Source organism: Pseudomonas sp. B21-009 (genome assembly GCF_024749345.1).
Taxonomy (GTDB): Bacteria; Pseudomonadota; Gammaproteobacteria; order Pseudomonadales; family Pseudomonadaceae; genus Aquipseudomonas.
In genome coordinates, this window is the sequence record NZ_CP087199.1 from 5,431,499 (window position 1) to 5,453,047 (window position 21,549).

At 63.6% G+C, this 21,549-nt stretch carries 17 protein-coding genes and 2 pseudogenes; 5 read left to right on the forward strand and 14 right to left on the reverse strand.

All coding sequences use genetic code 11. The annotated features are described in order from the left end of the window. Window positions 1–6 precede the first annotated feature (6 nt). From aceF to LOY34_RS25160, 4 genes and pseudogenes are all read left to right on the forward strand, one after another. Window positions 7–1,642 (forward strand): annotated as a pseudogene (gene aceF, locus LOY34_RS25145) (dihydrolipoyllysine-residue acetyltransferase). Window positions 1,643–1,940: 298 nt separating this feature from the next. Further along, a pseudogene (locus tag LOY34_RS25150) lies at window positions 1,941–4,636 on the forward strand (putative bifunctional diguanylate cyclase/phosphodiesterase). Between the two features lie 131 nt (window positions 4,637–4,767). Next, the gene (gene msrA / locus LOY34_RS25155; RefSeq protein ID WP_195885186.1) at window positions 4,768–5,436 is read left to right on the forward strand and encodes a peptide-methionine (S)-S-oxide reductase MsrA; all 669 of its coding nucleotides are present in this window, start codon (window positions 4,768–4,770) and stop codon (window positions 5,434–5,436) included. Window positions 5,437–5,445: 9 nt separating this feature from the next. Beyond that, window positions 5,446–6,078: a glutathione S-transferase gene (locus tag LOY34_RS25160; protein WP_258664075.1), complete on the forward strand. Its 633-nt coding sequence runs from the start codon at window positions 5,446–5,448 to the stop codon at window positions 6,076–6,078. Between the two features lie 150 nt (window positions 6,079–6,228). On the opposite strand, the gene creD is transcribed toward LOY34_RS25160, so the two are convergent. The 4 genes from creD to LOY34_RS25180 all read right to left on the reverse strand — a co-directional run bounded on the left by creD (window position 6,229) and on the right by LOY34_RS25180 (window position 10,392). Beyond that, the gene (gene creD / locus LOY34_RS25165; protein ID WP_045199151.1) at window positions 6,229–7,563 is read right to left on the reverse strand and encodes a cell envelope integrity protein CreD; all 1,335 of its coding nucleotides are present in this window, start codon (window positions 7,561–7,563) and stop codon (window positions 6,229–6,231) included. Between the two features lie 95 nt (window positions 7,564–7,658). Then, on the reverse strand, window positions 7,659–9,092 hold the full coding sequence (creC, locus tag LOY34_RS25170; RefSeq protein ID WP_093378787.1) for a two-component system sensor histidine kinase CreC: 1,434 nt from the start codon (window positions 9,090–9,092) through the stop codon (window positions 7,659–7,661). Next, the gene (gene creB, locus LOY34_RS25175) at window positions 9,092–9,775 is read right to left on the reverse strand and encodes a two-component system response regulator CreB (RefSeq protein WP_045199148.1); all 684 of its coding nucleotides are present in this window, start codon (window positions 9,773–9,775) and stop codon (window positions 9,092–9,094) included. The genes creC and creB overlap by 1 nt, the downstream gene beginning before the upstream one ends. Window positions 9,776–9,888: 113 nt before the next feature. Next, the gene (locus LOY34_RS25180; protein WP_195885188.1) at window positions 9,889–10,392 is read right to left on the reverse strand and encodes an ATP-dependent zinc protease; all 504 of its coding nucleotides are present in this window, start codon (window positions 10,390–10,392) and stop codon (window positions 9,889–9,891) included. 180 nt (window positions 10,393–10,572) lie between these two features. Here LOY34_RS25180 and LOY34_RS25185 point away from each other — a divergent pair, with 180 nt between their 5' ends. Further along, complete coding sequence (locus LOY34_RS25185) at window positions 10,573–11,460, forward strand: acyltransferase (protein ID WP_045199146.1); 888 nt, start codon at window positions 10,573–10,575, stop codon at window positions 11,458–11,460. Here the strand turns inward: LOY34_RS25185 and LOY34_RS25190 are convergent, their stop codons facing one another. From LOY34_RS25190 to LOY34_RS25235, 10 genes are all read right to left on the reverse strand, one after another. Continuing rightward, window positions 11,461–12,618: a glutathionylspermidine synthase family protein gene (locus LOY34_RS25190; RefSeq protein WP_195885189.1), complete on the reverse strand. Its 1,158-nt coding sequence runs from the start codon at window positions 12,616–12,618 to the stop codon at window positions 11,461–11,463. It abuts the gene before it with no gap. Between the two features lie 9 nt (window positions 12,619–12,627). After that, window positions 12,628–13,224 carry a DUF1190 domain-containing protein gene (locus LOY34_RS25195; RefSeq protein ID WP_195885190.1) on the reverse strand — a complete coding sequence of 199 codons (597 nt, stop codon included), beginning with the start codon at window positions 13,222–13,224 and terminating at the stop codon, window positions 12,628–12,630. Window positions 13,225–13,237: 13 nt separating this feature from the next. Then, the gene (locus LOY34_RS25200; protein WP_195885191.1) at window positions 13,238–14,005 is read right to left on the reverse strand and encodes a DUF1190 domain-containing protein; all 768 of its coding nucleotides are present in this window, start codon (window positions 14,003–14,005) and stop codon (window positions 13,238–13,240) included. Between the two features lie 16 nt (window positions 14,006–14,021). Further along, window positions 14,022–14,450: a DUF350 domain-containing protein gene (locus LOY34_RS25205; protein ID WP_093378770.1), complete on the reverse strand. Its 429-nt coding sequence runs from the start codon at window positions 14,448–14,450 to the stop codon at window positions 14,022–14,024. Between the two features lie 71 nt (window positions 14,451–14,521). Further along, a complete protein-coding gene (locus LOY34_RS25210) occupies window positions 14,522–15,088 on the reverse strand; it encodes a DUF2780 domain-containing protein (protein WP_045199137.1) in 567 nt (188 codons plus the stop codon). Between the two features lie 183 nt (window positions 15,089–15,271). Next, complete coding sequence (fdhA, locus tag LOY34_RS25215) at window positions 15,272–16,471, reverse strand: formaldehyde dehydrogenase, glutathione-independent (protein WP_045199135.1); 1,200 nt, start codon at window positions 16,469–16,471, stop codon at window positions 15,272–15,274. Between the two features lie 160 nt (window positions 16,472–16,631). Then, window positions 16,632–17,489 carry a formyltetrahydrofolate deformylase gene (gene purU, locus LOY34_RS25220; protein ID WP_093378767.1) on the reverse strand — a complete coding sequence of 286 codons (858 nt, stop codon included), beginning with the start codon at window positions 17,487–17,489 and terminating at the stop codon, window positions 16,632–16,634. A gap of 11 nt (window positions 17,490–17,500) precedes the next feature. Next, complete coding sequence (locus tag LOY34_RS25225; protein WP_093378763.1) at window positions 17,501–18,133, reverse strand: sarcosine oxidase subunit gamma; 633 nt, start codon at window positions 18,131–18,133, stop codon at window positions 17,501–17,503. Window positions 18,134–18,199: 66 nt separating this feature from the next. Beyond that, a complete protein-coding gene (locus tag LOY34_RS25230) occupies window positions 18,200–21,217 on the reverse strand; it encodes a sarcosine oxidase subunit alpha (protein ID WP_195885192.1) in 3,018 nt (1,005 codons plus the stop codon). Then, complete coding sequence (locus tag LOY34_RS25235) at window positions 21,214–21,543, reverse strand: sarcosine oxidase subunit delta (protein ID WP_045199126.1); 330 nt, start codon at window positions 21,541–21,543, stop codon at window positions 21,214–21,216. Before LOY34_RS25235 ends, LOY34_RS25230 begins: the two co-directional genes overlap by 4 nt. Window positions 21,544–21,549 lie beyond the last annotated feature (6 nt).

Consider the following 21,549-nt stretch of genomic DNA (forward strand, 5'->3'; position numbering starts at 1 on the left):
TTTTAAGTGAGCGAACTCATTCGCGTACCTGACATCGGCAGCGGTGAAGGTGAAGTCATCGAGCTGTTCGTCAAAGTTGGCGACCGTATCGAAGCCGACCAGAGCATCCTGACCCTGGAATCGGACAAGGCGAGCATGGAAATCCCTGCTCCCAAGGCCGGCGTGGTCAAGAGCCTGAAAGTCAAGCTGGGCGACCGTCTGAAAGAAGGCGACGAACTGCTGGAGCTGGAAGTCGAGGGCGCCGCTGCTGCGGCCCCAGCGGCTGCCGCCCCTGCCGCAGCGCCTGCTGGCGAAGAAAAACCTGCTGCTGCCCCGGCCCCGGCGGCCCCGGCCGCGGCACCGGCTGCCGCAACCGTTCAGGACATTCATGTTCCGGACATCGGCTCCTCGGGCAAGGCCAAGATCATCGAGCTGCTGGTCAAGGTCGGCGACAGCGTCGAAGCCGACCAGTCGCTGATCACCCTGGAATCGGACAAAGCCTCGATGGAAATCCCGTCGCCGGCTGCCGGCGTAGTGGAAAGCATCGGCGTCAAGCTTGAAGACGAAGTCGGCACTGGCGACTTCATCCTCAAGCTCAAGGTCCAGGGCGCTGCTGCCCCGGCGCCAGCGCCTGCCGCTGCTGCCCCGGCCGCCAAGGCTGAAGCCGCACCTGCTGCTGCACCTGCTCCGGCTGCCAAAGCCGAGGCCGCAGCGGCGCCTGCCGCTGCCCCTGCACCAAGCGGTGCCAAGGTTCACGCCGGCCCTGCCGTGCGTCAGTTGGCCCGTGAGTTCGGCGTCGAACTGAGCGCGGTTGCCGCCAGCGGCCCGCACGGTCGTGTGCTCAAGGAAGACGTGCAGGTTTACGTCAAGGCCATGATGCAGAAGGCCAAGGAAGCTCCAGCCGCCGGTGCCACCGGTGGTGCTGGCATCCCGCCGATCCCGGAAGTCGATTTCAGCCGCTTCGGCGAAATCGAAGAAGTGCCGATGACCCGCCTGATGCAAGTTGGCGCCACCAACCTGCACCGCAGCTGGCTGAACGTGCCGCACGTGACCCAGTTCGACAGCGCCGACATCACCGAGCTGGAAGCTTTTCCGCGTAGCCCAGAAGGCCGTGGCCGAGAAGGCTGGCGTCAAGCTGACCGTGCTACCACTGCTGCTCAAGGCGTGCGCGCACCTGCTCAAGGAACTGCCGGACTTCAACAGCTCGCTGGCCCCTAGCGGCAAGGCGATCATCCGCAAGAAGTACGTCAACGTCGGCTTCGCGGTGGATACCCCGGACGGCCTGCTGGTCCCTGTGATCAAGAACGTCGACCAGAAGAGCCTGCTGCAACTGGCTGGCGAAGCGGCGGCCCTGGCAGAAAAAAGCCCGGACCAAGAAGCTTTCGGCCGACGACATGCAAGGCGCCTGCTTCACCATTTCCAGCCTCGGCCACATTGGCGGCACCGGCTTTACGCCGATCGTCAACGCGCCGGAAGTGGCGATCCTCGGTGTCTCCAAGGCAACCATCCAGCCAGTCTGGGACGGTAAAGCCTTCCAGCCGAAGCTGATGCTGCCGCTGTCGCTGTCCTACGATCACCGCGTGATCAACGGTGCTGCTGCTGCGCGCGCTTCACCAAGCGCCTGGGCGACCTGCTGACCGACATCCGCACCATGCTGTTGTAATTGCTGTTTCCTGTCTCCCCTGCCGGGGAGACAGGCTCCCTTTTCGAGCTGCCACGCTCGTACCTCAACCCCGTCATTTTGGCGGGGCTTTTTTTTATCTGCTGGAAAGGTCCTGTGGAAGTGGGCTGAGCCCGCGATGCGCTGTGTCCGACTTAAGATTCCTACGCCAATGCCGACACAGTTAGTACGGAGGTCTCTGTATCGCTTGTCAGCCTCAAGCGCATGATGCAACCTTGCCGACACGCGTAGTAGCAGATTGCTCTATTTGCGCGAACAGCCTTCTTGAAGCGAGCTCTCGATGAAAAGCCAACCTGATGCCGCCAGCCGTATGGTGGCCGAGGTCGTGACGCAGTTGCCCGTGCCCTCGCGGCTCGGGATGCTGCGTTTCGAGCGGCTGAACGAGGCGAGCTGGGCGCTGCTCTATCTGGACCCTGGTTGCGAAACGGCAATTTGGCCTGGCCGCCGTCGAACTCTGCGCCCTGGTCGGCTCGCCCTACGCCAGCCTGATGGAGCCCGAAGCGCGCTACAAACTGCACGACGCCATCCAGCTGCAACTGGCCCAGCGCCCGCATTACCTGGTGCGCTACACCCTGCACACCGGCCAGGGCCCGCTGCACCTGCTGGAGCTGGGCGAAGCCTACAAGCAGCACAAACCGCCAGCTGCTGCGCGGTTACCTGATGGTCCTCGACAGCCAGCCGGGAGATACCCCGGACCTGTCGGCCGCCGACCTCGAAACCCGCAACAGTCGCCTGCAGATCGCCCTGCAGCTCAACCAGCGGGCCCAGCAGGAACAGCTCGAGCACCTGGAGCGAGTGCGCGCCCAGCAGGACTTGATCCTGCACCTGGCGCGCCATCGCTACAGCGCCAGCAACTCGCTGCTCGAAGCCGCCGAGCTTATCACCCGCAGTGCCTGCGAGATCTACAAGATCGACTGCGCAAGCATCTGGTACCTGGAAGAGCAGCAACTGCAGCCGATTTCGGCGTTCTACCGTTCGACCCAGGAATACCGCCTGCCCGAGCCCATCGACGCCAGCCGTTTTCCCGACTACCTTGAAGCGCTGCACACCAGCCGCGCCATCGACGCCCACAACGCCACCCACGACCCGCGCACCCGCGACATGGCCGAGAGCCTGCGCCCACGCGATATCAACGCCATGCTCGATGCCAGTATCCGCATCGATGGCCAGGTGGTCGGGGTGCTGTGCCTGGAGCAGACCGGCTCGGCGCGGGCCTGGCAAACCGATGAGATCGCCTTTGCTGGCGAGCTGGCCGACCAGTTCGCCCAGGTCATCAACAACCACAACCGGCGCACCGCGACCAATGCCCTGCACCTGTTCCAGCGCGCCGTCGAGCAAAGCGCCAACGCCTTCTTGCTGGTCAACCGCGACGGTGTGGTCGAGTACGTCAACCCAAGCTTTACCGCCATCACCCAGTACAGCACCGATGAAGTCCACGGCCACCGCCTGTCGGAGCTGCCGGCGCTGGAAAACCTCAGCGAGCTGCTGTTCGACGCGCCGTCGAGCCTGGCCATGGGCAACAGCTGGCAAGGCGAGTTCAAGAGCCGGCGCAAGAACCTCGAGCCTTACTGGGGCCAGCTGTCGATTTCCAAGGTGTTCGGCGACAATCGCGAACTGACCCACTATATCGGCATCTACGAAGACATCACCCAGAGCAAGCTGGCCCAGCAGCGCATCGAGCGCCTGGCCTACACCGACAACCTGACCAGCCTGGGCAACCGCCCGGCGTTCATCCGCAACCTCGACGAGCGCTTCGCCCGTGACAGCGACAGCCCGATCAGCCTGCTGCTGGTGGACATCGACAACTTCAAGCGGATCAACGACAGCCTCGGCCACCAGACCGGCGACAAGCTGCTGATCAGCCTGGCCCGGCGCCTGCGCAACAGCCTGAGCCCCGGCGGCAGTCTGGCGCGCTTTGCCAGTAACGAATTCGCCGTGCTGCTCGAAGACACCGACCTTGAAAGCGGCCAGCAGGTGGCCCAGCAACTGCTGCGCACCCTCGACAAACCGATGTTCGTCGACAACCAGCTGATCAACGTCACCGGCTCCGTGGGCCTGGCCTGCGCGCCGCTGCACGGGCGCGACCCGCAGACGCTGATGAAGAACGCAGGCCTTGCCCTGCACAAGGCCAAAGCCAACGGCAAGCACCAGGTCCAGGTGTTCACCGAAGCGCTCAATGCCGAGGCCAGCTACAAGCTGTTCGTCGAGAACAACCTGCGCCGCGCCCTGACCCAGAACGAGCTGGACGTGTTCTACCAGCCCAAGCTGTGCCTGCGCAGCGGCCGCCTGCTGGGCCTGGAAGCGCTGCTGCGCTGGAACCACCCGGAAAAGGGCATGATTCGCCCCGACCAGTTCATCAGCGTCGCCGAAGAGACCGGGCTGATCATCCCCATCGGCAAGTGGATCGCCCGCCAGGCCTGCCGGATGAGCCAGACGCTGCGCCTGGAGGGCCTGGGCAACCTGCAGGTGGCGATCAACCTCTCGCCCAAGCAGTTTTCCGACCCGGACCTGGTCGCCTCGATCGCCAATATCCTCAAGGAAGAAGCCCTGCCCCCGCACCTGCTGGAGCTGGAGCTGACCGAGGGCCTGCTGCTGGAAGCCACCGAAGACACTCACCGCCAGCTGGACCAGCTCAAGCAACTGGGCCTGACCCTGGCCATGGACGACTTTGGCACCGGCTATTCGTCGTTGAGCTACCTGAAGAAATTCCCGATCGACATCATCAAGATCGATCGCAGCTTCATCCACGAAATCCCCGACAACCAGGACGACATGGAGATTACCTCGGCGGTGGTGGCCATGGCCCACAACCTCAAGCTCAAGGTGGTGGCCGAAGGCATCGAGACCGCCGAGCAGCTGGCCTTCCTGCGTCGCCACCGCTGCGATGTCGGCCAGGGCTACCTGTTCGACCGGCCGATTCCGGGCAGCGAGCTGATCACCAAACTCAAACGCTATCCGCGTGGCCCTATCGCCTGACAGCGGCGTTTGTCTCGGGCAATATAGGTTCATTCGGGTCCCATCGCGGGTCAAGCCCGCTCCCACAGTGGGAGCGGGCTTGACCCGCGATGGGACCAGCCTTGCCTACCCCAATCAGCAGAGGAACGATCATGGTCCTGCGCTCGGAGATTCTGGTGAACAAAAACGTCCTGCCCACTGCCGAACAGGCCTTGCCTGGCCGCGAAACCCCGATGAGCCTGCCCGAGAAGCATTTTGTCTTCAAGGACACCCCGCTGCTCGGCCCGTTCTTCGAAGGCGCCATCGACTTCGCAATCTTTGGCCTGGGCTGCTTCTGGGGGGCCGAGCGGCGCTTCTGGCAGCGTGAAGGCGTGGTCAGCACCGTGGTCGGCTATGCCGGCGGTTTCACCCCCAACCCGACCTACGAAGAAGTCTGCTCGGGCCTGACCGGCCACACCGAAGTGGTGCTGGTGGTGTTCGACAAGGACAAGGTCAGCTACCAAGAGCTGCTGGCGATGTTCTGGGAACTGCACAACCCGACCCAGGGCATGCGCCAGGGCAACGACATCGGCACCCAGTACCGCTCGGTAATTTACTGCACCAGCCCCCAGCAACTGGACGAGGCACTGGCCAGCAAGCAGGCCTACCAGGCCGAACTGAGCAAAGCCGGTTTCGGCGAGATCACCACAGAGATCGAGCAGGCGCCGACCGTGTACTTTGCCGAGGCCTACCACCAGCAGTACCTGGCCAAGAACCCCGACGGCTACTGCGGCATCGGCGGTACCGGTGTCTGCCTGCCACCGAGCCTGCAAGGCAACTGAGGGATCGACATGTCCGCACCAAGCATGACCCTGTTCCATTCGCCGGCCTCGCCGTTCGTGCGCAAGGTCCTGGTGGTGCTGCACGAAACCGGGCAAACCGACCGGGTGGCACTGCAGACCGTCAACCTCACCCCGGTCGATCCGGTGGCCGAGCTCAACCAGGGCAACCCGGCCGGCAAGATCCCGGCCCTGCGCCTGGCTGACGGCAGCGTGCTGCACGACAGCCGGGTGATCTGCGAATACCTCGACCTGCAGCATGTCGGCAACCCGCTGATCCCCCGTGACGGCTGGCCGCGCTGGCATCGCCTGACCCTGGCGTCGCTGGCCGATGCGATCATGGATGCCGTGGTGCTGACCCGTTACGAAACCTTCCTGCGGCCCAAGGACAAGCAATGGGACAGCTGGATCGAGGCGCAGCAGGACAAGATCCGTCGTGGCCTGAGCAACCTTGAGCAGCAGCATTTCGCCGACCTTGCCTCAGGCTTCGACATCGCCGCCATCGGTGTGGCCTGCGCCCTGGGTTACCTCGACCTGCGCTTCCCCGGCTTCGGCTGGCGTGAGCAACAGCCGCAGCTGGCGGGGTGGTATGCGCAGGTTTGCCTGCGTGAATCGATGCGCGCGACTGACCCTTCGATTGTCTGAGCCGGCCTTATCGCGGGGCAAGCCCGCTCCTACGTGCGTGGTAGGAGCGGGCTTGCCCCGCGATGCTGACTTCTGCCTCCCAGCGCACGAACAGCCTGGCGATTTTCATCGCCAGCACAGCCCCCAGATACCTCTCCTCCCGCAAGCCGCTCACGACAGTTTCACCTGGCCAACCCCGTACCAGTCCAGGCGACGGGTCAGGACCATGAACACACCCAGCAGCGCGAACAGCAGCAGCGAACCCATCAGCAAGGCGTAATCCTCGGCCGTCAGCAGACCGTAGAGCATGCCGTAGAGCATCGCCAGGCCCAGGGCAAAGCCCATGCCGCGCAACACGCTGTGCAGCACGTGGCACAGGTAGAAGCCGATCAGCAACACACAACCGCTCGCCGACAAGGCATAGGCCATGGCAAAGCCCAGGTGTTCGGACAACGACAGCAACAGCAGGTAGAAGAATGCCAGGGCCACGCCCACCAGGCCGTACTGGATCGGGTGCACGCTCAGGCCCTTGAGCACTTCGAAGAGGAAGAAGCCGGCAAAGGTCAGGGCAATGAACAGCAGCGCATACTTGATCGCCCGCTCGCTCTTGAGGTACTGGTCCACCGGGTCGATGAAGCTGACCCCGAAAGCGCGACCATTGAAGGCATTGCACTTGTCGTTGACCACGCACTGGGTCAGGGCGTCTTCGAGGTTGGTGGAAAAGAACGAGGTCTGCCAGCGCGCCGAGAAACCACCGGCATCGATCTTGCGGCTGACCGGCAGGTAGTTGCCGTCAAAGCTCGGATGCGGCCAGTTGGCGGCCATGGCCACGCTGGTGCTACGCCCTACCGGCACCACCTGCAGCTGTTCGGTGCCTTGCAGGCTGAGGTCGAAGGCATAGTTGAGCACGCTGGCGACCTTGCCATCGACACCGGGCAACAGCGCGTGCACACCACCACTCATCCAGCCCAGCTTGGTGCCGGCGGCAAAGTCCAGGCGCTGGTCGTTGAGCTGCAGTTGCAGGCCTTTTTCGATGCCGCGGATGTCACTGATACCGACGACCAGGAACGCAGGTTCGAAGCGGTAATCCTCGAAGTCCTCGGTAATGCCCCAGTTGGCCGGGATCTCGAAATGGCCGTTGATGTGGCTATTGGCGTGAAACAGGCGCGCTTCGTAGATACCGCGCGAACGCAGCTCGGTGTCGATGCTGGCGTTGAGGTCGAAGGTTTCCGGGAGGAAATACAAATGACCGTTGACCTGGCTGATTTCCTGGAAGCTCTTGCCCTCTTCGGTCTTCCAGCGCCGTTCGATCTTGCGGTACGGCACCACCAGCATCGGCCCGGTAATCTGCTGGGCGAAGCTTGAGCTTTCGGCAATGTCGCGCACCACGCGATCGCGTTGGTACTGACGGTCCTGGATCAAGCCGCCGATCATGAACAACGGGATCAGCAGCAATACGATCAGAAAGCCGATCACGGCCAGTTTGTAACTCAGTTTGCGGTGCATGGACAGGACTCCGGTTTCGATGGGCAGAGTCTGCGCAAACGAAATGGAGCCCTTGGGGACTTATGTGGAGTCTGTGTGCAGACTCTGTGAAGTTTTCAGCCCAGGCGCTTGGCCGGCAGCCACAACCGTACGCGCACGCCGTCCTCGACGTTGGCCACTTCCAGCGCGCCACCATGCAACTGCATCACCTCTTCGACGAAATTCAGCCCCAGGCCGGTGCTCTTGCGCCCACTGAACGGTCGTGGCAGCGAATAGAAGCGCTCGCTGAGCCGGCCCAGGGCGTAGTCTGGAATCGACTCGCCCTGGTTGAACAGGCTCAAGGCCACGCGGCCATCGCCATGTTCCAGCTCGAACACCAGCAATCCACCCGGCGGGGTGAAATCCAGGGCGTTGTCGAGCAGATTGGCGATGGCCTGGCGCATCAGGAACGGGTCACACAGCAGGCGAGCGGCCGCCGGCAGACGCTGACGCACCTGCAGCTCGGCGCTTTCGATCCGCGCGCCCTGGGCCAGCAGCAGCTCGTCGACCAATGCTGCCAGCGGCACCTGTTGCTGTTCTTCCAGTGCTTGCATCTGCTCGACCTGAGCCAGGTTGAGCAGGCGTTCGATCAACTGCTGCATGCGCGCGCTTTCGCTTTCGATATTGCCGGCAAAACGCTGGCGCTGTTCGTCGCTCATCGGCCCCTGGAGCAGCTCGCTGGCGCCGCGAATCGCCGCCAACGGGCTTTTCAGCTCGTGGGTCAGGGTGTGCACATAGCGCTCGACGTAATCCTTGCCTTCAAGCTGGGTGCGCATGCGCTCCACCGCCGCCGCCAGCTGCCACAACTCACCCCCGCGATAATGCGGCAGCGCCGTGCGCTCGCCTTCACTGACCGCCTGGGCGTAGCGCGTCAGGCGGCGCAGCGAGCGCGCCAGCCACCACGACAATGCCGCGCCCACCAGCAGGCCAAGGCCGATCAGGCCCAGGCCGAGGTACAGCAGGCGCCGCTCGGAGCGGTCGATATAGGGTTGCAGCGATTTGTTCGGCTTGGCCACGGTGATCACGCCGATGATCTTGCCGTCATCGAGGATCGGCGCCGCCACGTGCATCACCGACGAATCCGGATCGTCCGGGTTGCTGCGAGTCGAGCGTGCACCGTATTGGCCGCGCAGGGTCAGGTAGACGTCGTTCCAGCGCGAATAGTCCTCGCCTACCGCCACGCCGGCCGAGTCGAGCAGCACTTTGCCCTGGGCATCGGTGACATAAATGCGGTGGTTGACCTGGTTCTTCGACAAGCCCCAGATATCGGCCTTGGGCTGGCGCTGGCCGTAGGCGCGCAGCAGCACCGGCAGGCGGCTCTGGCCAAGGGTGCCGGCCTTGACGTCGTCGTGGAGGATTTCCGCCAGCAGGTTGGCGGTGTCGACCAGGGTTTCTTCGGTGGACTGACGCACACCGGGGCGGATCTGCTCGCGCACAGTGCTGAGGATGAAGTAGCCGGTCAGCCCGACGAACAGGAAGTACACCAGGAAAATCCGGATCCCCAGGCGCATCAGCTATGGCTCGGGCTGTAGCTGTAGCCCAGGCCGCGGTGGGTCTGGATCGGCTCGGCGTCGGCAGCCACCGCACGCAGCTTGGCGCGCAGGCTCTTGATATGGCTGTCGATGCTGCGCTCGTAGCCGGCATCGGCGGCGACCCCGACGGCATCGAGCAGTTGCTCGCGGCTGAACACCCGCTCCGGTTGCTCCAGCAGGCTTTGCAGCAGGCGAAACTCGTGGCGGGTCAGGCTCAGGGCCTGGCCACGGTAGTGGATCTGCATGCGCAGGGTATCGACCTGGAACAGCTCGGCGGCGCTCACCACAGGTTCCGCGCGCGGCGCCATGCGCTTGAGGATCGCCCGCACCCGGGCCGCCACTTCGCGGGGGCTGAAGGGTTTGACCACGTAATCGTCAGCGCCGATTTCCAGGCCCACCACCCGATCGATTTCGCCATCGCGAGCGCTGAGGAACATCACCGGCACCTCGCTGAAACGGCGCAGTTGCCGGCAGGTCTCGAAGCCGCTGATGTCCGGCAGGCCAATGTCGAGGATGATCAGGTCGGCCGGGCGCTGGCGTTGCTGCTCCAGCGCGGCGCTGCCCAGGGTCACCCACTCGGTGCTGTGACCGTCGCCTTGCAGGGCGAAAATCAGCGTATCGGCGATGGCCGCTTCGTCTTCGACAATTAAAATGTGGGGCATCTGGAGCGGCAAGCCTCAAGCGACAAGCTTCAAGAAGAAGCGGATCGCGTGAAGTTACACTGAACCGCTTTTTCTTGCAGCTTGTCGCTTAAAGCTTGCAGCTAGTGAGCTGCTCAGCAGCTCGGCTTGTCTGCGGTAAAGCGCCGCGCCGGGTTTACCGCCGCCTTGAACTCGCGCAGCGCCTTGGCACCGATCAGCAACGGGTAGTTGAAACTGCTGCGGTCGGTCAGGTTGACCTCGACGGTGCGTTTCACGTCGCCCAGGCACAGCTCCAGGTCGACCACCGGGCGCTTGCTGATCTCGGCGCCCTCGCCGTCTTCGTCTTCATCGGCGCGGTTCTTGATCTTGCTGATGCGCGCCAGCTTGTGTTCATAGACCTTGCCGTCGGCGTCCTTGGTGGCGACCCGAAAGCGCACCCACTCTTCGCCGTCACGGGTGAAGGTTTCGATGTCCTTGGCCGACAGCGAAGCGGTCAGCGCGCCGGTGTCCATCTTGGCCTTGAAGGTCTGGCCACCGACTTCCGGCAGTTTGATGTATTCGTAGCGGCCATACAGGGTCGGCTCGGCGGCCAGGACCGGCAGGGCTAACAGGGACAGCAGTGCAAGTACCGATTTCACAGGATCCGCTTCCTTGAGATAAGACAGTGTTTAGACTGCGAAGGCAGGATAGGTTCGCGCCAATAGCTTATTCAACACAATGTGAAACATTTGTCCGGCGGGAGCAGACCGGAGCATTTGGCGTACGCCGACCGGGTGCTTATCATTGCCGACCGCTTACTTGAATATAAGAGCTTTCTTATGCGCCGCTTGCTGACGGGCATTCTTGTGACCTTGCTGTTGCTGCTCAACACCCTGGTCCTGATCGGCCCGCTGATGGTCTTTGCCCTGCTCAAACTGGTCCTGCCCGGCCGTTACCGCGACTATGCCTCGTGGGCGGTGATGTGGATCGCCGAAACCTGGGCCGAAATCGACAAACTGATCTTCCGCCTGTGCATCCCGACCATCTGGGACGTGCGCGGCGCCGCCGACCTGCGCCTCGACACCTCGTACCTGGCGGTCAGCAATCACCAGAGCTGGGTGGATATCCCGGCGCTGATCCAGGTGCTCAACCGGCGCATACCGTTCTTCAAGTTTTTCCTGAAAAAGGAGCTGATCTGGGTACCCTTGCTGGGTCTGGCCTGGTGGGCGCTGGACTACCCGTTCATGAAGCGCTACAGCAAGGCCTTCCTCGACAAGCACCCCGAGCTCAAGGGCCAGGACCTGGAAATCACCAAGGCCGCCTGCGAGCTGTTCAAGCGCCAGCCGGTGACCGTGGTCAACTACCTCGAAGGCACGCGGTTCACCGAGGCCAAGCGCGCCGCCCAACAGTCACCCTTCAAGCATCTGCTCAAGCCCAAGGCCGGCGGCGTGGCCTTCGTGCTGGCGGCGCTGGGCGAACAGCTCGACGCCCTGCTGGATGTCACCATCGTCTACCCCGGCGACAAGGCCCCAGGGTTCTGGGACCTGCTCAGCGGCAATTTGCCCAAGGTGATCATCGACATCCAGGTGCATGAGCTGGACCCGGCACTGTGGAGCGGCGACTACGAGAACGACCCGGTGTTTCGCCAGACCGTGCAGGACTGGGTCAACCAGCTCTGGCACGCCAAGGACGCCCGCATCGAGGCCTTGCGCGCCGAGCTGCGCTGATCAGTCGATGATCGCGTGGGGCAAAAAGCGGCTGCTGTCCTTGGTGATCAGCGAGTTGTCTTCGCGAATGCCGATGCCCGCCGGCAGGTCGCCGACCACCCAGCTGCCGATCACCGTGTAGCTGTCGCCAAAGCGCGGCAGCGCCTGGAACTGCTGGATGATGCTCGGCCCGCCGCCATACGGGCCATCTTCGACCACCCGCTTGCCGCTGGCGGTGTGGATCTCGATGTTGGCGCCTTCGCGCGAGAAGAACGGCTTGCGCACCCAGCCCTTGTCGAGGGGCGCGCCCGGGGTTTGCTCGATGAACGCCGGCAGCAGGTTCGGGTGGCCCTGGTGGCGCTCCCACAGCAGCGCCAGCATGCCCTTGTTGGAAAGGATCGCCTTCCACGGCGGCTCGACGAACAAGGTACCGCTGGTGGCGATCGCCGGGCCGTAGGGGTCATGGAAGATGTCTTCCCAGGGGTAGAGTTTGAACAGGCTCGGGATCGGTGCGCCAACATCATCGACAAAACGCCCGCCGCGGCTCAGGCCGATGTCTTCCATGTCTACCAGGCGCGCATCGAGCCCGGCGCCGAGGGCGATATCGCGCAGGTATTCGACGGTGCCGCGGTCTTCGATCGAGTCTTTCACCGAAGAAAAGTAGAACGGCGTGGCAAAGGTATTAGCACCCATCACCTGGGTGAGTTTGTCTTCCAGGCTGTTGAACTGGTCGGCGTCGGCCGGCAGCATGCCGCGCTGCATCTGCTGCTCCAGCCACAGGTACTGGAAGAAACTGGCTTCGTAGAGTGACGTCGGCGTGTCGTAGTTGGCCTCCAGCAGCTTGGCCGGGCCCTTGCCGTCGTAACACAGGTCCATGCGCCCGTAGAAATGCGGGTGGCCGTCGCGCCACGAGCGGCGGATCAAATCGAAGTACGGTGGCGGGATCGCCAGGCGCTCGAGCAGCTCTTCACTGTCGACCACCTCGGCCACCAGCGCCATGCACAACTCATGCAGTTCGCGGGTGGGCTCCTCGAGGTCGTCTTCGATCTGCCGCAGGCTGAACTGGTAATAGGCCGACTCGTCCCAGTAGGGCTCGTCGCCGAAGGTGTGGAAATTGAAGCCGAACTGCTCGGCGGTGGCGCGCCAGTCCGGGCGCGGGGCGATGGAAATTCGCTTCATCTGCAATCCTCAGGTGCTGTAGCCGCGTAGCGACGAGCGGCTGTTGAACCCGTTGCTATCCAGGGTCAACCAACGCGTCGAGCCATAGCTGTTACCGCCGAAAACACGCAATTGGGCAGGCGCCACGTCGGCCCTGCCCTGCTCGCTCAATGCACTGCTGACAAACGCCTCGCGGCCCTTGCGCGCCCGGTACACAGGCTCCGCCAGGTAACGCGGTGCGGCATCGACGTAGCGCAGGCTGGTCCAGTGCGCCTGGTCGATCGGCACCCCGTCGTCATAGACCTGGCGCTCGGTGGTCAGGTTGAAACCGTCCATGGCCGGCAGGAAAAAGCCGTTGCCCTCGACCTGCTGGCAGCGCTCAAAGCGCAGCTGGCAGGCGTTGAGGTCATCAAAGCGCGGCGCGTGGGCATAGTGCAGCTGCTGCGCGACATCCCGTGCCTCATTGCACGCTTCAGCGCGGGTGCCACTGCCAATGCACTGCTGCACCCCTTGATGGTGACGCACCTCGCTATACGGCTTGATTGTTGCCACCTGGTTGTCGCAGGCACTGAGTACCAGCGGCAGGCTACCCAAGGCCAGCAGGCGCAGGGATTTGCTGCGTTTCATCGGCTGACCTCGTTCAGGAAGCGAAGCCGCCACGCCCCGAAGCACGCGAGACAAAACCGTTGTGGGTACCCACCGCGAACGGCCGGGCCGAGCTGATCAGCTTGTTTGACTGGGCCACGGGGATAATCGCCGGATGGGCGCTGCCCACGTGCGCCGGGTCGCTGCCGGCAACGGCGCTACCGCCGCCACTCGCCGCCGCATGCTGCGCGGCTTCGCTGAACGGCTGCGAGGCCGGGTGCGAGGTGTCCAGGCCGGCGTAGTAATTGTGGTTTGCCACTTGCTCGGTCAGGGTGCTGACCTTGAACGCATTGCGCCCGTCGCGCTCGTGATAGATCGCCTCGGTCGAATAGCGCGCATCGGTGTCGGTGTACTCGTAATAGCGACGACCGCCGCCGGAGCCGCCGCTCGACGATGAGCTGTTGGTCGACGAACTGCTGCTGTTGTCCTCATCGTCGGCGTACACCTGGCGTTCGGTGGTCAGGGCAAAGCCTTCCATCGGCGGCACGTAGTTGTTGGCGTAACGGCGAAAATCGCACTTGAAATAGACCGCCTCACAGGCCTCGGCGGTCAAAAAGCGCGGGACGTTGGCGGCATGGTGGTTCTGCGCGGCGACCCAGGCTTGCTGGCACACCTGGCGCGGCTTGCCGTCCATGACGCAATAGTCGACGTCCTGGTAGCGCTTGGTTTCGCTGATGATTTTGGTCGGCCGGTCGCCACAGGCGGACAGCACCAGCGGCAGGCTGCCGAGGGCGACCAGGCGAATGGTTTTGCTGCGTTTCATTGTCGATCGTCCCTGATCAGGCGGCGGGGGTCATGCAGGCGGCGTTGAGCAGGCCAATACCAATGGACACGGCGGCCAGCAAAATGGCCGAGGCGGTTTCCTGGCGGGCAACCCGTTCAGCCATGCCTTTGACGCAGCGGTTGACCACCACGAACGCCAGCAACTGCACCACTGCGGCAATCAGCGCCCAGAGCAGGAAGTCGAGCAGCGAAATCGAATGGGAAATGGCACTGGCCACCGGAATCGCAAAACCGATCAAGGCACCGGCCAGGGCAATGGCGGCGGCATTGTTGCCTTCGCGGATCAAGCGCAATTCGTTGTAGGGGGTCAGGCGGGTGTAGATGAATGCGTAGAGGCCGAACAGCACGGCGGCGCCGAGCATGTAGACCACAAAGCCGAGCACGGCGTCGGCAGGCAAAGACATCTTCAGGGCGTCCATGAACATGGCGAATCACACTTCCTTGTAAAACGGGGCGGGACATATAGCACACCGCCCCGCCCGCGCAAATAGCTGGCTTACACGGAAGGCACGCCCGCCCCTGTGCCCCACAGGCTGCCCAGGCTCTGCAACAGCGAGCCGCCGACGCCTTGCTGGCCCAAGTACTGCAGGATCAACGGCGCGAACTGGCCGATCATGCCGGTGTCCATGCCCAGCGCGCTGAAGGCGTTGTTGAGGTCATTGGTGTCTTTGACATTACCCAGGGCATTGCTCAGGGCGGAGGACTTGTCGCTCTTGCCCAGCAGCGTGCCCAGACCGTTCAAACCGCCCAGGGCCTTCTCGCCGGAAAGCAGGTCAAGGCCGGGCACGGCTTTGCTCAGTTGCTCGTAATCGCCGCTGTTGAGCTGGTTCTTGGCCAGGCCCAGCAATGCGCCGGTGCCGCCGATGGCTTGTTCGGGGGTGACTTTCAGTTCGCTGCCGAGGGTATTGAGCAGGTTCGCCGAAGCAGCGGGGGCCTGTACCGCGGCATCGCCGCTGTTGCCCTTGGCGGCGTTGTAGACATTGGCCGCGTCATTGAGGCTGAAGCCTGCGAATACCGGAGTGGCAGCCAGGGCCACCAGGGTGACCAGTGCGAAACGTTTCATCGAAATACCTCGTCAGCCGTTAAGGCAGGGAAAACGAGGTTTCGACCTTGTGCGCGGGGGATTGTTCCCTTGTTCCCGGTGGGAGCGGGCTGGCCCCGCGATGCGATGTGACCGACAGACCTCTATCGCGGGGCAAGCCCGCTCCCACAGGCACAGTGGGAGCGGGTTTGCCCCGCGATGTTTTTAGGCAGCGCTGAACAGCTTGTGCGGGTCGATGACGAATTTCTTCGGCACGCCGGCATCGAACTCGCCATAGCCTTCAGGTGCCTGGTCGAGGCTGATCACCTGCACACCCACCACTTCGGCAATGTTGATGCGGTCCCACATGATCGCCTGCATCAGTTGGCGGTTGTATTTCATCACCGGGGTCTGCCCGGTGTGGAAGCTGTGCGACTTGGCCCAGCCAAGACCAAAACGGATGCTCAGGCTGCCGATCTTCGCCGCGGCATCCACCGCCCCCGGGTCTTCGGTGACGTACAGGCCAGGGATACCGATCTTGCCGGCAACCCGCACCACGCCCATCAGCGAGTTGAGCACGGTGGCCGGCGCTTCGTGCTTGGCACCGGCATGGCCGTGGCCACGGGCTTCGAAGCCCACGGCATCGACCGCGCAGTCGACTTCCGGCTCGCCCAGCAGGTTGGCGATCTGCTCGTGCAGCGGGGTGTCCTGGGACAGGTCGGCAATTTCGAAACCCTGGGCCTTGGCGTGGGCCAGGCGCACCGGGTTGACGTCGCCGACGATCACCACCGCAGCGCCCAGCAGGCGCGCCGACGCCGCTGCAGCCAGGCCCACCGGGCCGGCACCGGCGATGTACACCGAGCTGCCCGGGCCAACCCCGGCCGTCACCGCGCCGTGATAGCCGGTAGGGAGGATGTCCGACAGGCAGGTCAGGTCGCGGATCTTCTCCATGGCCTTGTCGCGGTTCGGCAGTTTCAGCAGGTTGAAGTCGGCGTAAGGCACCAGCACGTATTCGGCCTGGCCTCCGGTCCAGTCGCCCATGTCGACATAGCCATAGGCACCGCCGGCGCGGGCCGGGTTGACGGTGAGGCAGACGCCGGTGTGCTGCTCTTTGCATGAGCGGCAGCGGCCGCAGGCGACGTTGAAGGGTACCGAAACCAGGTCACCGATCTGCAGGTTCTCGACGTCCCTGCCCTTCTCGATGACTTCGCCGGTGATTTCATGGCCCAGCACCAGGCCGACCTGGGCCGTGGTACGACCGCGGACCATGTGCTGATCGGAGCCACAGATATTGGTAGAGACCACCCGCAGGATCACCCCGTGCTCGATCTTGCGACCGCGCGGGTCCTGCATTTTCGGGTAGTCAATCTTCTGCACCTCGACCTTGCCAGCGCCGAGATACACCACACCACGATTACCAGACATGCTTTCACCTCGCTAAAGTTTGTTGTTATGTAGCGGTGCAAAGTGCGCTGCCCGTAGGCGGCGCTGTGTTACTGGAATCTGTTATTGCCTTGAAGGCCTCATCGCGGGGCAAGCCCGCTCCTACCGGTGTGGGAGCGGGCTTGCCCCGCGATGGCGGCCGTCAGAGCACTACCGTTCTGTTGGCGTTGAGGAACACCCGCCGCTCGATGTGATAGCCCACCGCCCGCGCCAGGGTCAGGCACTCGATATCGCGGCCCTTGGCGATCAGGTCTTCGGGGTAATGGCTGTGGTCGACCGCCTCGACGCCCTGGGCGATGATCGGCCCTTCGTCGAGGTCGTTGTTGATGTAGTGCGCGGTGGCTCCGACCAGTTTCACGCCCTTGTTGTAGGCCTGGTGGTAGGGCTTGGCGCCCTTGAAGCCGGGCAGCAGCGAGTGATGGATGTTGATCGCCCAGCCGTCGAGCTTGCGGCACAACTCGGGCGACAGCACCTGCATGTAGCGGGCAAGGATTACCAGCTCGGCGCCGGACTCTTCGATCACCTGCAGCACCTTGCGCTCCTGCGCCGGTTTGTCATGGGGGTCGAGGGCGAAGTGGTAATAGGGAATGCGGTGCCAGTGGGCCAGGGGCTCTAGGTCCGGATGGTTGGAAACCACTGCCACCACGTCCATGCTCAACTGGCCGATGCGCTGGCGATAGAGCAGATCGTTGAGACAGTGATCGGCCTTGGAGACCATGATCACCACTTTCGGTCGGTGCTTGGGCGCGGTCAGCTCGAACAGCATGCCAAACGCCGCGCCGCGCTCGGCCAGGCCTGCGCGAAAGCTGGCCTCGTCGAAATCATCCGGCTGGCGGAATTCCACGCGAATGAAAAAGCGCCCGGACAGCCGGTCATCGAACGAGTGGTGCTCGGTAACGTAGCAGTGCTGCTCGAACAGGTAACGCGTCACCGCGTCGACCGTGCCGAGCAGGCTCGGGCAGTCGGCGGTGAGAATCCAGGTGTCCGGTGCACGACTCATGGCATTGCTCCTTAAGCCTGAATGCTCAGACCGTATTCGGCGGAAGCGTCCTGCAGCCACAGCCACCAGTAGTCGGAGAAACTGCGGCGGATCAGCAGCTCCCAGGTTTCTTCACCGGTGCGGCGGATCACCAGTTGCGACTTGGCGAACACCGTGCCGACGGCCTTGCCCACCGGAAAGTTGTTTGGATGTACATCGTAGCTGGTGGATTTCATCAGCACGTCGCGCACGTTGGGGCCGCTCAGTTCCAGCACGGTTTGCCCGCCACTGACGTTGACGATCTGAACGTGCAGGCCATCGAGGGCGTCGCGCAGCTTTTGCTCGACGGCAAATTCCTCACCGCCGGGGACGATCAGCAGCCATTCATCCGGGCCCAGCCACTGCAGCGACATCTCGCCGTTGGCAACCACGGTCAGGGCCACCGGCAGCTCCAGGCCCAGTGCCTTGAACACACCGCCGGCAAAGGCCGGGTCCTTGCCATCGCCTCGCAGGGTCAGGTGGCCGAGGAGCTTTTTCTCGCGCAGGGTTACCCCGGCGTTTTTTCGACCCTTGCCGATCAGGCTCGGCAGGTCGGCGTGGTGCAGCGGCGTTTCAGCCTTGGCGTCGTTGCCGGGGCGTTGCTGGTAGACGTTGATCGTGCTCATTACACACCTGCCTTGAATTCTGTGGACTGGTAACGCGATCCCTGTGGGAGCTACATCACGCCGGCGTTAAATGTTCTGCCGCTCACCCTTCGGATCGAAGAACACCGAAGAACAGATCTCGGCCTCGATCACGCTGCCATCGGCCTGGGGCGAGTAGACCCGTTCGCCGATGCGTTTGAGCCCGCCCTTGACCACACCCATGGCAAACGAATAGCCCAGGGAGTTGCTGGCGTAGCTGGAGGTGACGTGACCGACCATGTCCATCGGGATCGCTTGTTTCGGGTCGAACACCAGTTGCGCGCCTTCTGGCAGCCACTTGTTGGGGTCGACCGGCTTGAGCCCGACCAGCTGCTTGCGGTTCTCGCGCACGCAGTCTTCGCGGTTCATCCCGCGCCAGCCGATCCACGAAAACGGCTTGGTGCGGCCAACACACCAGCCCATGTTGAGGTCGTCCGGGGTCATCGAGCCGTCGGTGTCCTGGCCGACAATGATGAAGCCCTTCTCGGCGCGCAGTACGTGCATGGTTTCGGTGCCGTACGGGGTCAGGTTGTATTGCTTGCCGGCAGCGACGATCTTCTCCAGCACGCCCATGGCGTAGTTGGCCTGGACGTTGACTTCATACGACAGCTCGCCGGTGAACGAGATACGGAACACCCGCGCCGGCACACCGCCGACCAGGCCCTCCTTCCAGGTCATGAACGGGAAGGCGTCCTTGTCCAGGTCGATATCGCTGACTTCGCTGAGCAGCTTGCGGCTGTTGGGGCCCGACAGGGTCAGGGTCGCCCAGTGGTCGGTGACCGAGGTGAAGTACACTTTCAGGTCCGGCCATTCGGTCTGCTGGTAGATCTCCAGCCACTGCAGCACCCGCGCCGCGCCACCGGTGGTGGTGGTCATGATGAAGTGGTTGTCGCCGACACAGGCGGTGACGCCGTCGTCGAAGACCATGCCATCTTCTTTGCACATGAGGCCGTAGCGGGCCTTGCCAACATCGAGCTTGGTCCAGGCGTTGGTGTAGATGCGGTTGAGGAATTCGCGTGCGTCCGGGCCCTGGATGTCGATCTTGCCCAGGGTAGAGGCGTCGAGCAGGCCGACACTGTCACGCACCGCCTTGCACTCGCGAGCCACGGCGGCATGAATGTCCTCGCCGTTGCGCGGGAAGTACCAGGGGCGCTTCCACTGGCCAACGTCTTCGAACTCGGCGCCGTTCTTCACATGCCAGGCATGCAGGGCGGTAAAGCGTACCGGCTCGAACAGGTGGCCGCAGTGCCGGCCCGCCACCGCGCCAAAGGTGATCGGCGTGTAGTTGGGGCGGAACATGGTGGTGCCCATTTCCGGGATGGTGATGCCCATCGAACGGGCGGCAATCGCCAGGCCGTTGATGTTGCCCAGCTTGCCCTGATCGGTACCAAAGCCCAGCGCGGTGTAGCGCTTGACGTGCTCGACCGACTCGAAGCCTTCGCGGGTAGCCAGTTCGATGGCGGCGGCGGTGACGTCGTTCTGCTGGTCGATGAACTGCTTCGGCGCCCGTGCAGTGTTCTTGTCGTGGGGCACCTGGAACAGCGCCACGGTTGGTTCTTCCTGGCGTGCCAGGACTTTCGGGATCACCCCCAGCACCGCCTTGAAACCGGCTTCGGTGGCGGCGCGCACGCCGCCTTCAAAACCATCGGCGAGGGTGTCGGCAAGGGCGAACACACCGTTGATGCCACCCACGCACACGCGTTTTTGCGGTGCTTCACCGGGTACGAAACCGAGAATGTCTTCACGCCAGACCGGTTTGCCGCCCAGGTGCGAAGCCAGGTGCACCACCGGGCTGTAGCCGCCGGAGGTGGCTACCAGGTCGCAATCCAGCCACTCGCCGGGGCTGCTGACCTTATGCGCCTTGACATCGATGGCGGCGACCCGGGCTGCAGTCACGTGCTTGCTGCCGCGCGTCTCGATCACCGCGCTAGAGGTGAGGATGCGGATGCCTTTAGCCCGCGCCTCTTCCACCAGCGAACCGCGCGGGTTGTGGCGGGCATCGGCGACGGCGACCACGTTCAGGCCGGCGTCGTGCCAGTCCAGGGCTACACGGTAGGCGTGGTCATTGTTGGTCGACAGCACCAGCTTGCGCCCCGGCGCCACGCCATAGCGGCGCACGTAGGTCGAGACCGCACCGGCGAGCATGTTGCCCGGCACATCGTTGTTGCCGTACACCAAAGGCCGCTCGTGGGCGCCGGTCGCCAGCACCACACGCTTGGCGCGTACCCGGTGCATGCGCTGGCGCACCTGGCCGATCGGCGCGCGATCGCCCAGATGGTCAGTCAGGCGCTCGTGAATGGTGAGGAAGTTGTGGTCGTGGTAGCCGTTGACCGTCGCCCGTGGCAACAGGGTGACTTCCGGCAGTTGCTTGAGTTCAGCGACCACCGCCGCGACCCAGTCGGCGGCCGGTTTGCCATCGAGGGTTTCACGGCTGTCGAGCAGGCTGCCGCCGAACTCTTCCTGTTCATCGGCGAGGATCACCCGCGCGCCGCTGCGGCCAGCCGCCAGGGCTGCGGCCAGGCCGGCGGGGCCGGCGCCGACCACCAGCACGTCGCAGTGGTGGTTCATGTAGTCGTAGCTGTCCGGGTCGTTCTGCAGCGGCGCACGGCCAAGGCCGGCGGCTTTGCGGATGTACTTCTCGTAGGTCATCCAGAACGACTGCGGGTACATGAACGTCTTGTAGTAGAAACCCGGCGGCATCAGCTTGCCGCCGACCTTGCCAAGAATACCCATGACGTCGTTGTTCACATTCGGCCAGCCGTTGGTGCTGGTGGCCACAAGGCCGGCGTACAGCGCCTGCTGGGTGGCGCGCACGTTGGGCACCTGGGTGGCTTCGGTGGCGCCGATCTGCAGGATGGCGTTGGGCTCTTCGCTGCCTGCGGCGATGATCCCGCGCGGGCGCGAGTACTTGAAGCTGCGCCCGACAATGTCGACGCCGTTGGCCAGCAGTGCAGCGGCCAGGGTGTCACCAGCAAAGCCCTGGTAGGTCTGGCCGTTGAAGGTGAAGTTCAAGACTTTGCTGCGGTCGATACGACCGCCGTTGGACAGGCGATAGACCTGGCTCATACCTTTTCTCCCTGACCACTGACTGCCAACTGCGGGCTAGTGTTCTTGCCGGTGACCTGCGGCTTGGCGCCGATCGGATAGGTTTCGAGAATTTCGTAGGTCAGCGTGTCACGCGTGGCGTTGAAGTACTGGCGGCAACCAGCGGCGTGAATCCACAGCTCGTGGTGCAGGCCACGGGGGTTGTCGCGAAAGAACATGTAGTCGCCCCACTCCTCGTCGGAGCAGGCGTTGGGGTCCAGCGGCCGGGGAATGTGCGCCTGGCCTGCGGCGTGGAACTCCTCTTCGGAGCGCAGCTCGCCGCAGTGGGGACAGAAGATATGCAACATGGGGAT

Coding starts and splice junctions, on each gene's coding strand:
- LOY34_RS25235 (WP_045199126.1), bottom strand. CDS start 21,543: ATGTTGCATATCTTCTGTCCCCACTGCGGCGAGCTGCGCTCCGAAGAG.
- LOY34_RS25190 (WP_195885189.1), bottom strand. CDS start 12,618: ATGAAGCGAATTTCCATCGCCCCGCGCCCGGACTGGCGCGCCACCGCC.
- LOY34_RS25225 (WP_093378763.1), bottom strand. CDS start 18,133: ATGAGCACGATCAACGTCTACCAGCAACGCCCCGGCAACGACGCCAAG.
- LOY34_RS25195 (WP_195885190.1), bottom strand. CDS start 13,224: ATGAAACGCAGCAAATCCCTGCGCCTGCTGGCCTTGGGTAGCCTGCCG.
- LOY34_RS25160 (WP_258664075.1), top strand. CDS start 5,446: ATGTCCGCACCAAGCATGACCCTGTTCCATTCGCCGGCCTCGCCGTTC.
- LOY34_RS25200 (WP_195885191.1), bottom strand. CDS start 14,005: ATGAAACGCAGCAAAACCATTCGCCTGGTCGCCCTCGGCAGCCTGCCG.
- LOY34_RS25205 (WP_093378770.1), bottom strand. CDS start 14,450: ATGTTCATGGACGCCCTGAAGATGTCTTTGCCTGCCGACGCCGTGCTC.
- LOY34_RS25230 (WP_195885192.1), bottom strand. CDS start 21,217: ATGAGCCAGGTCTATCGCCTGTCCAACGGCGGTCGTATCGACCGCAGC.
- LOY34_RS25210 (WP_045199137.1), bottom strand. CDS start 15,088: ATGAAACGTTTCGCACTGGTCACCCTGGTGGCCCTGGCTGCCACTCCG.
- LOY34_RS25185 (WP_045199146.1), top strand. CDS start 10,573: ATGCGCCGCTTGCTGACGGGCATTCTTGTGACCTTGCTGTTGCTGCTC.
- fdhA (WP_045199135.1), bottom strand. CDS start 16,471: ATGTCTGGTAATCGTGGTGTGGTGTATCTCGGCGCTGGCAAGGTCGAG.
- msrA (WP_195885186.1), top strand. CDS start 4,768: ATGGTCCTGCGCTCGGAGATTCTGGTGAACAAAAACGTCCTGCCCACT.
- creD (WP_045199151.1), bottom strand. CDS start 7,563: ATGCACCGCAAACTGAGTTACAAACTGGCCGTGATCGGCTTTCTGATC.
- purU (WP_093378767.1), bottom strand. CDS start 17,489: ATGAGTCGTGCACCGGACACCTGGATTCTCACCGCCGACTGCCCGAGC.
- creB (WP_045199148.1), bottom strand. CDS start 9,775: ATGCCCCACATTTTAATTGTCGAAGACGAAGCGGCCATCGCCGATACG.
- creC (WP_093378787.1), bottom strand. CDS start 9,092: ATGCGCCTGGGGATCCGGATTTTCCTGGTGTACTTCCTGTTCGTCGGG.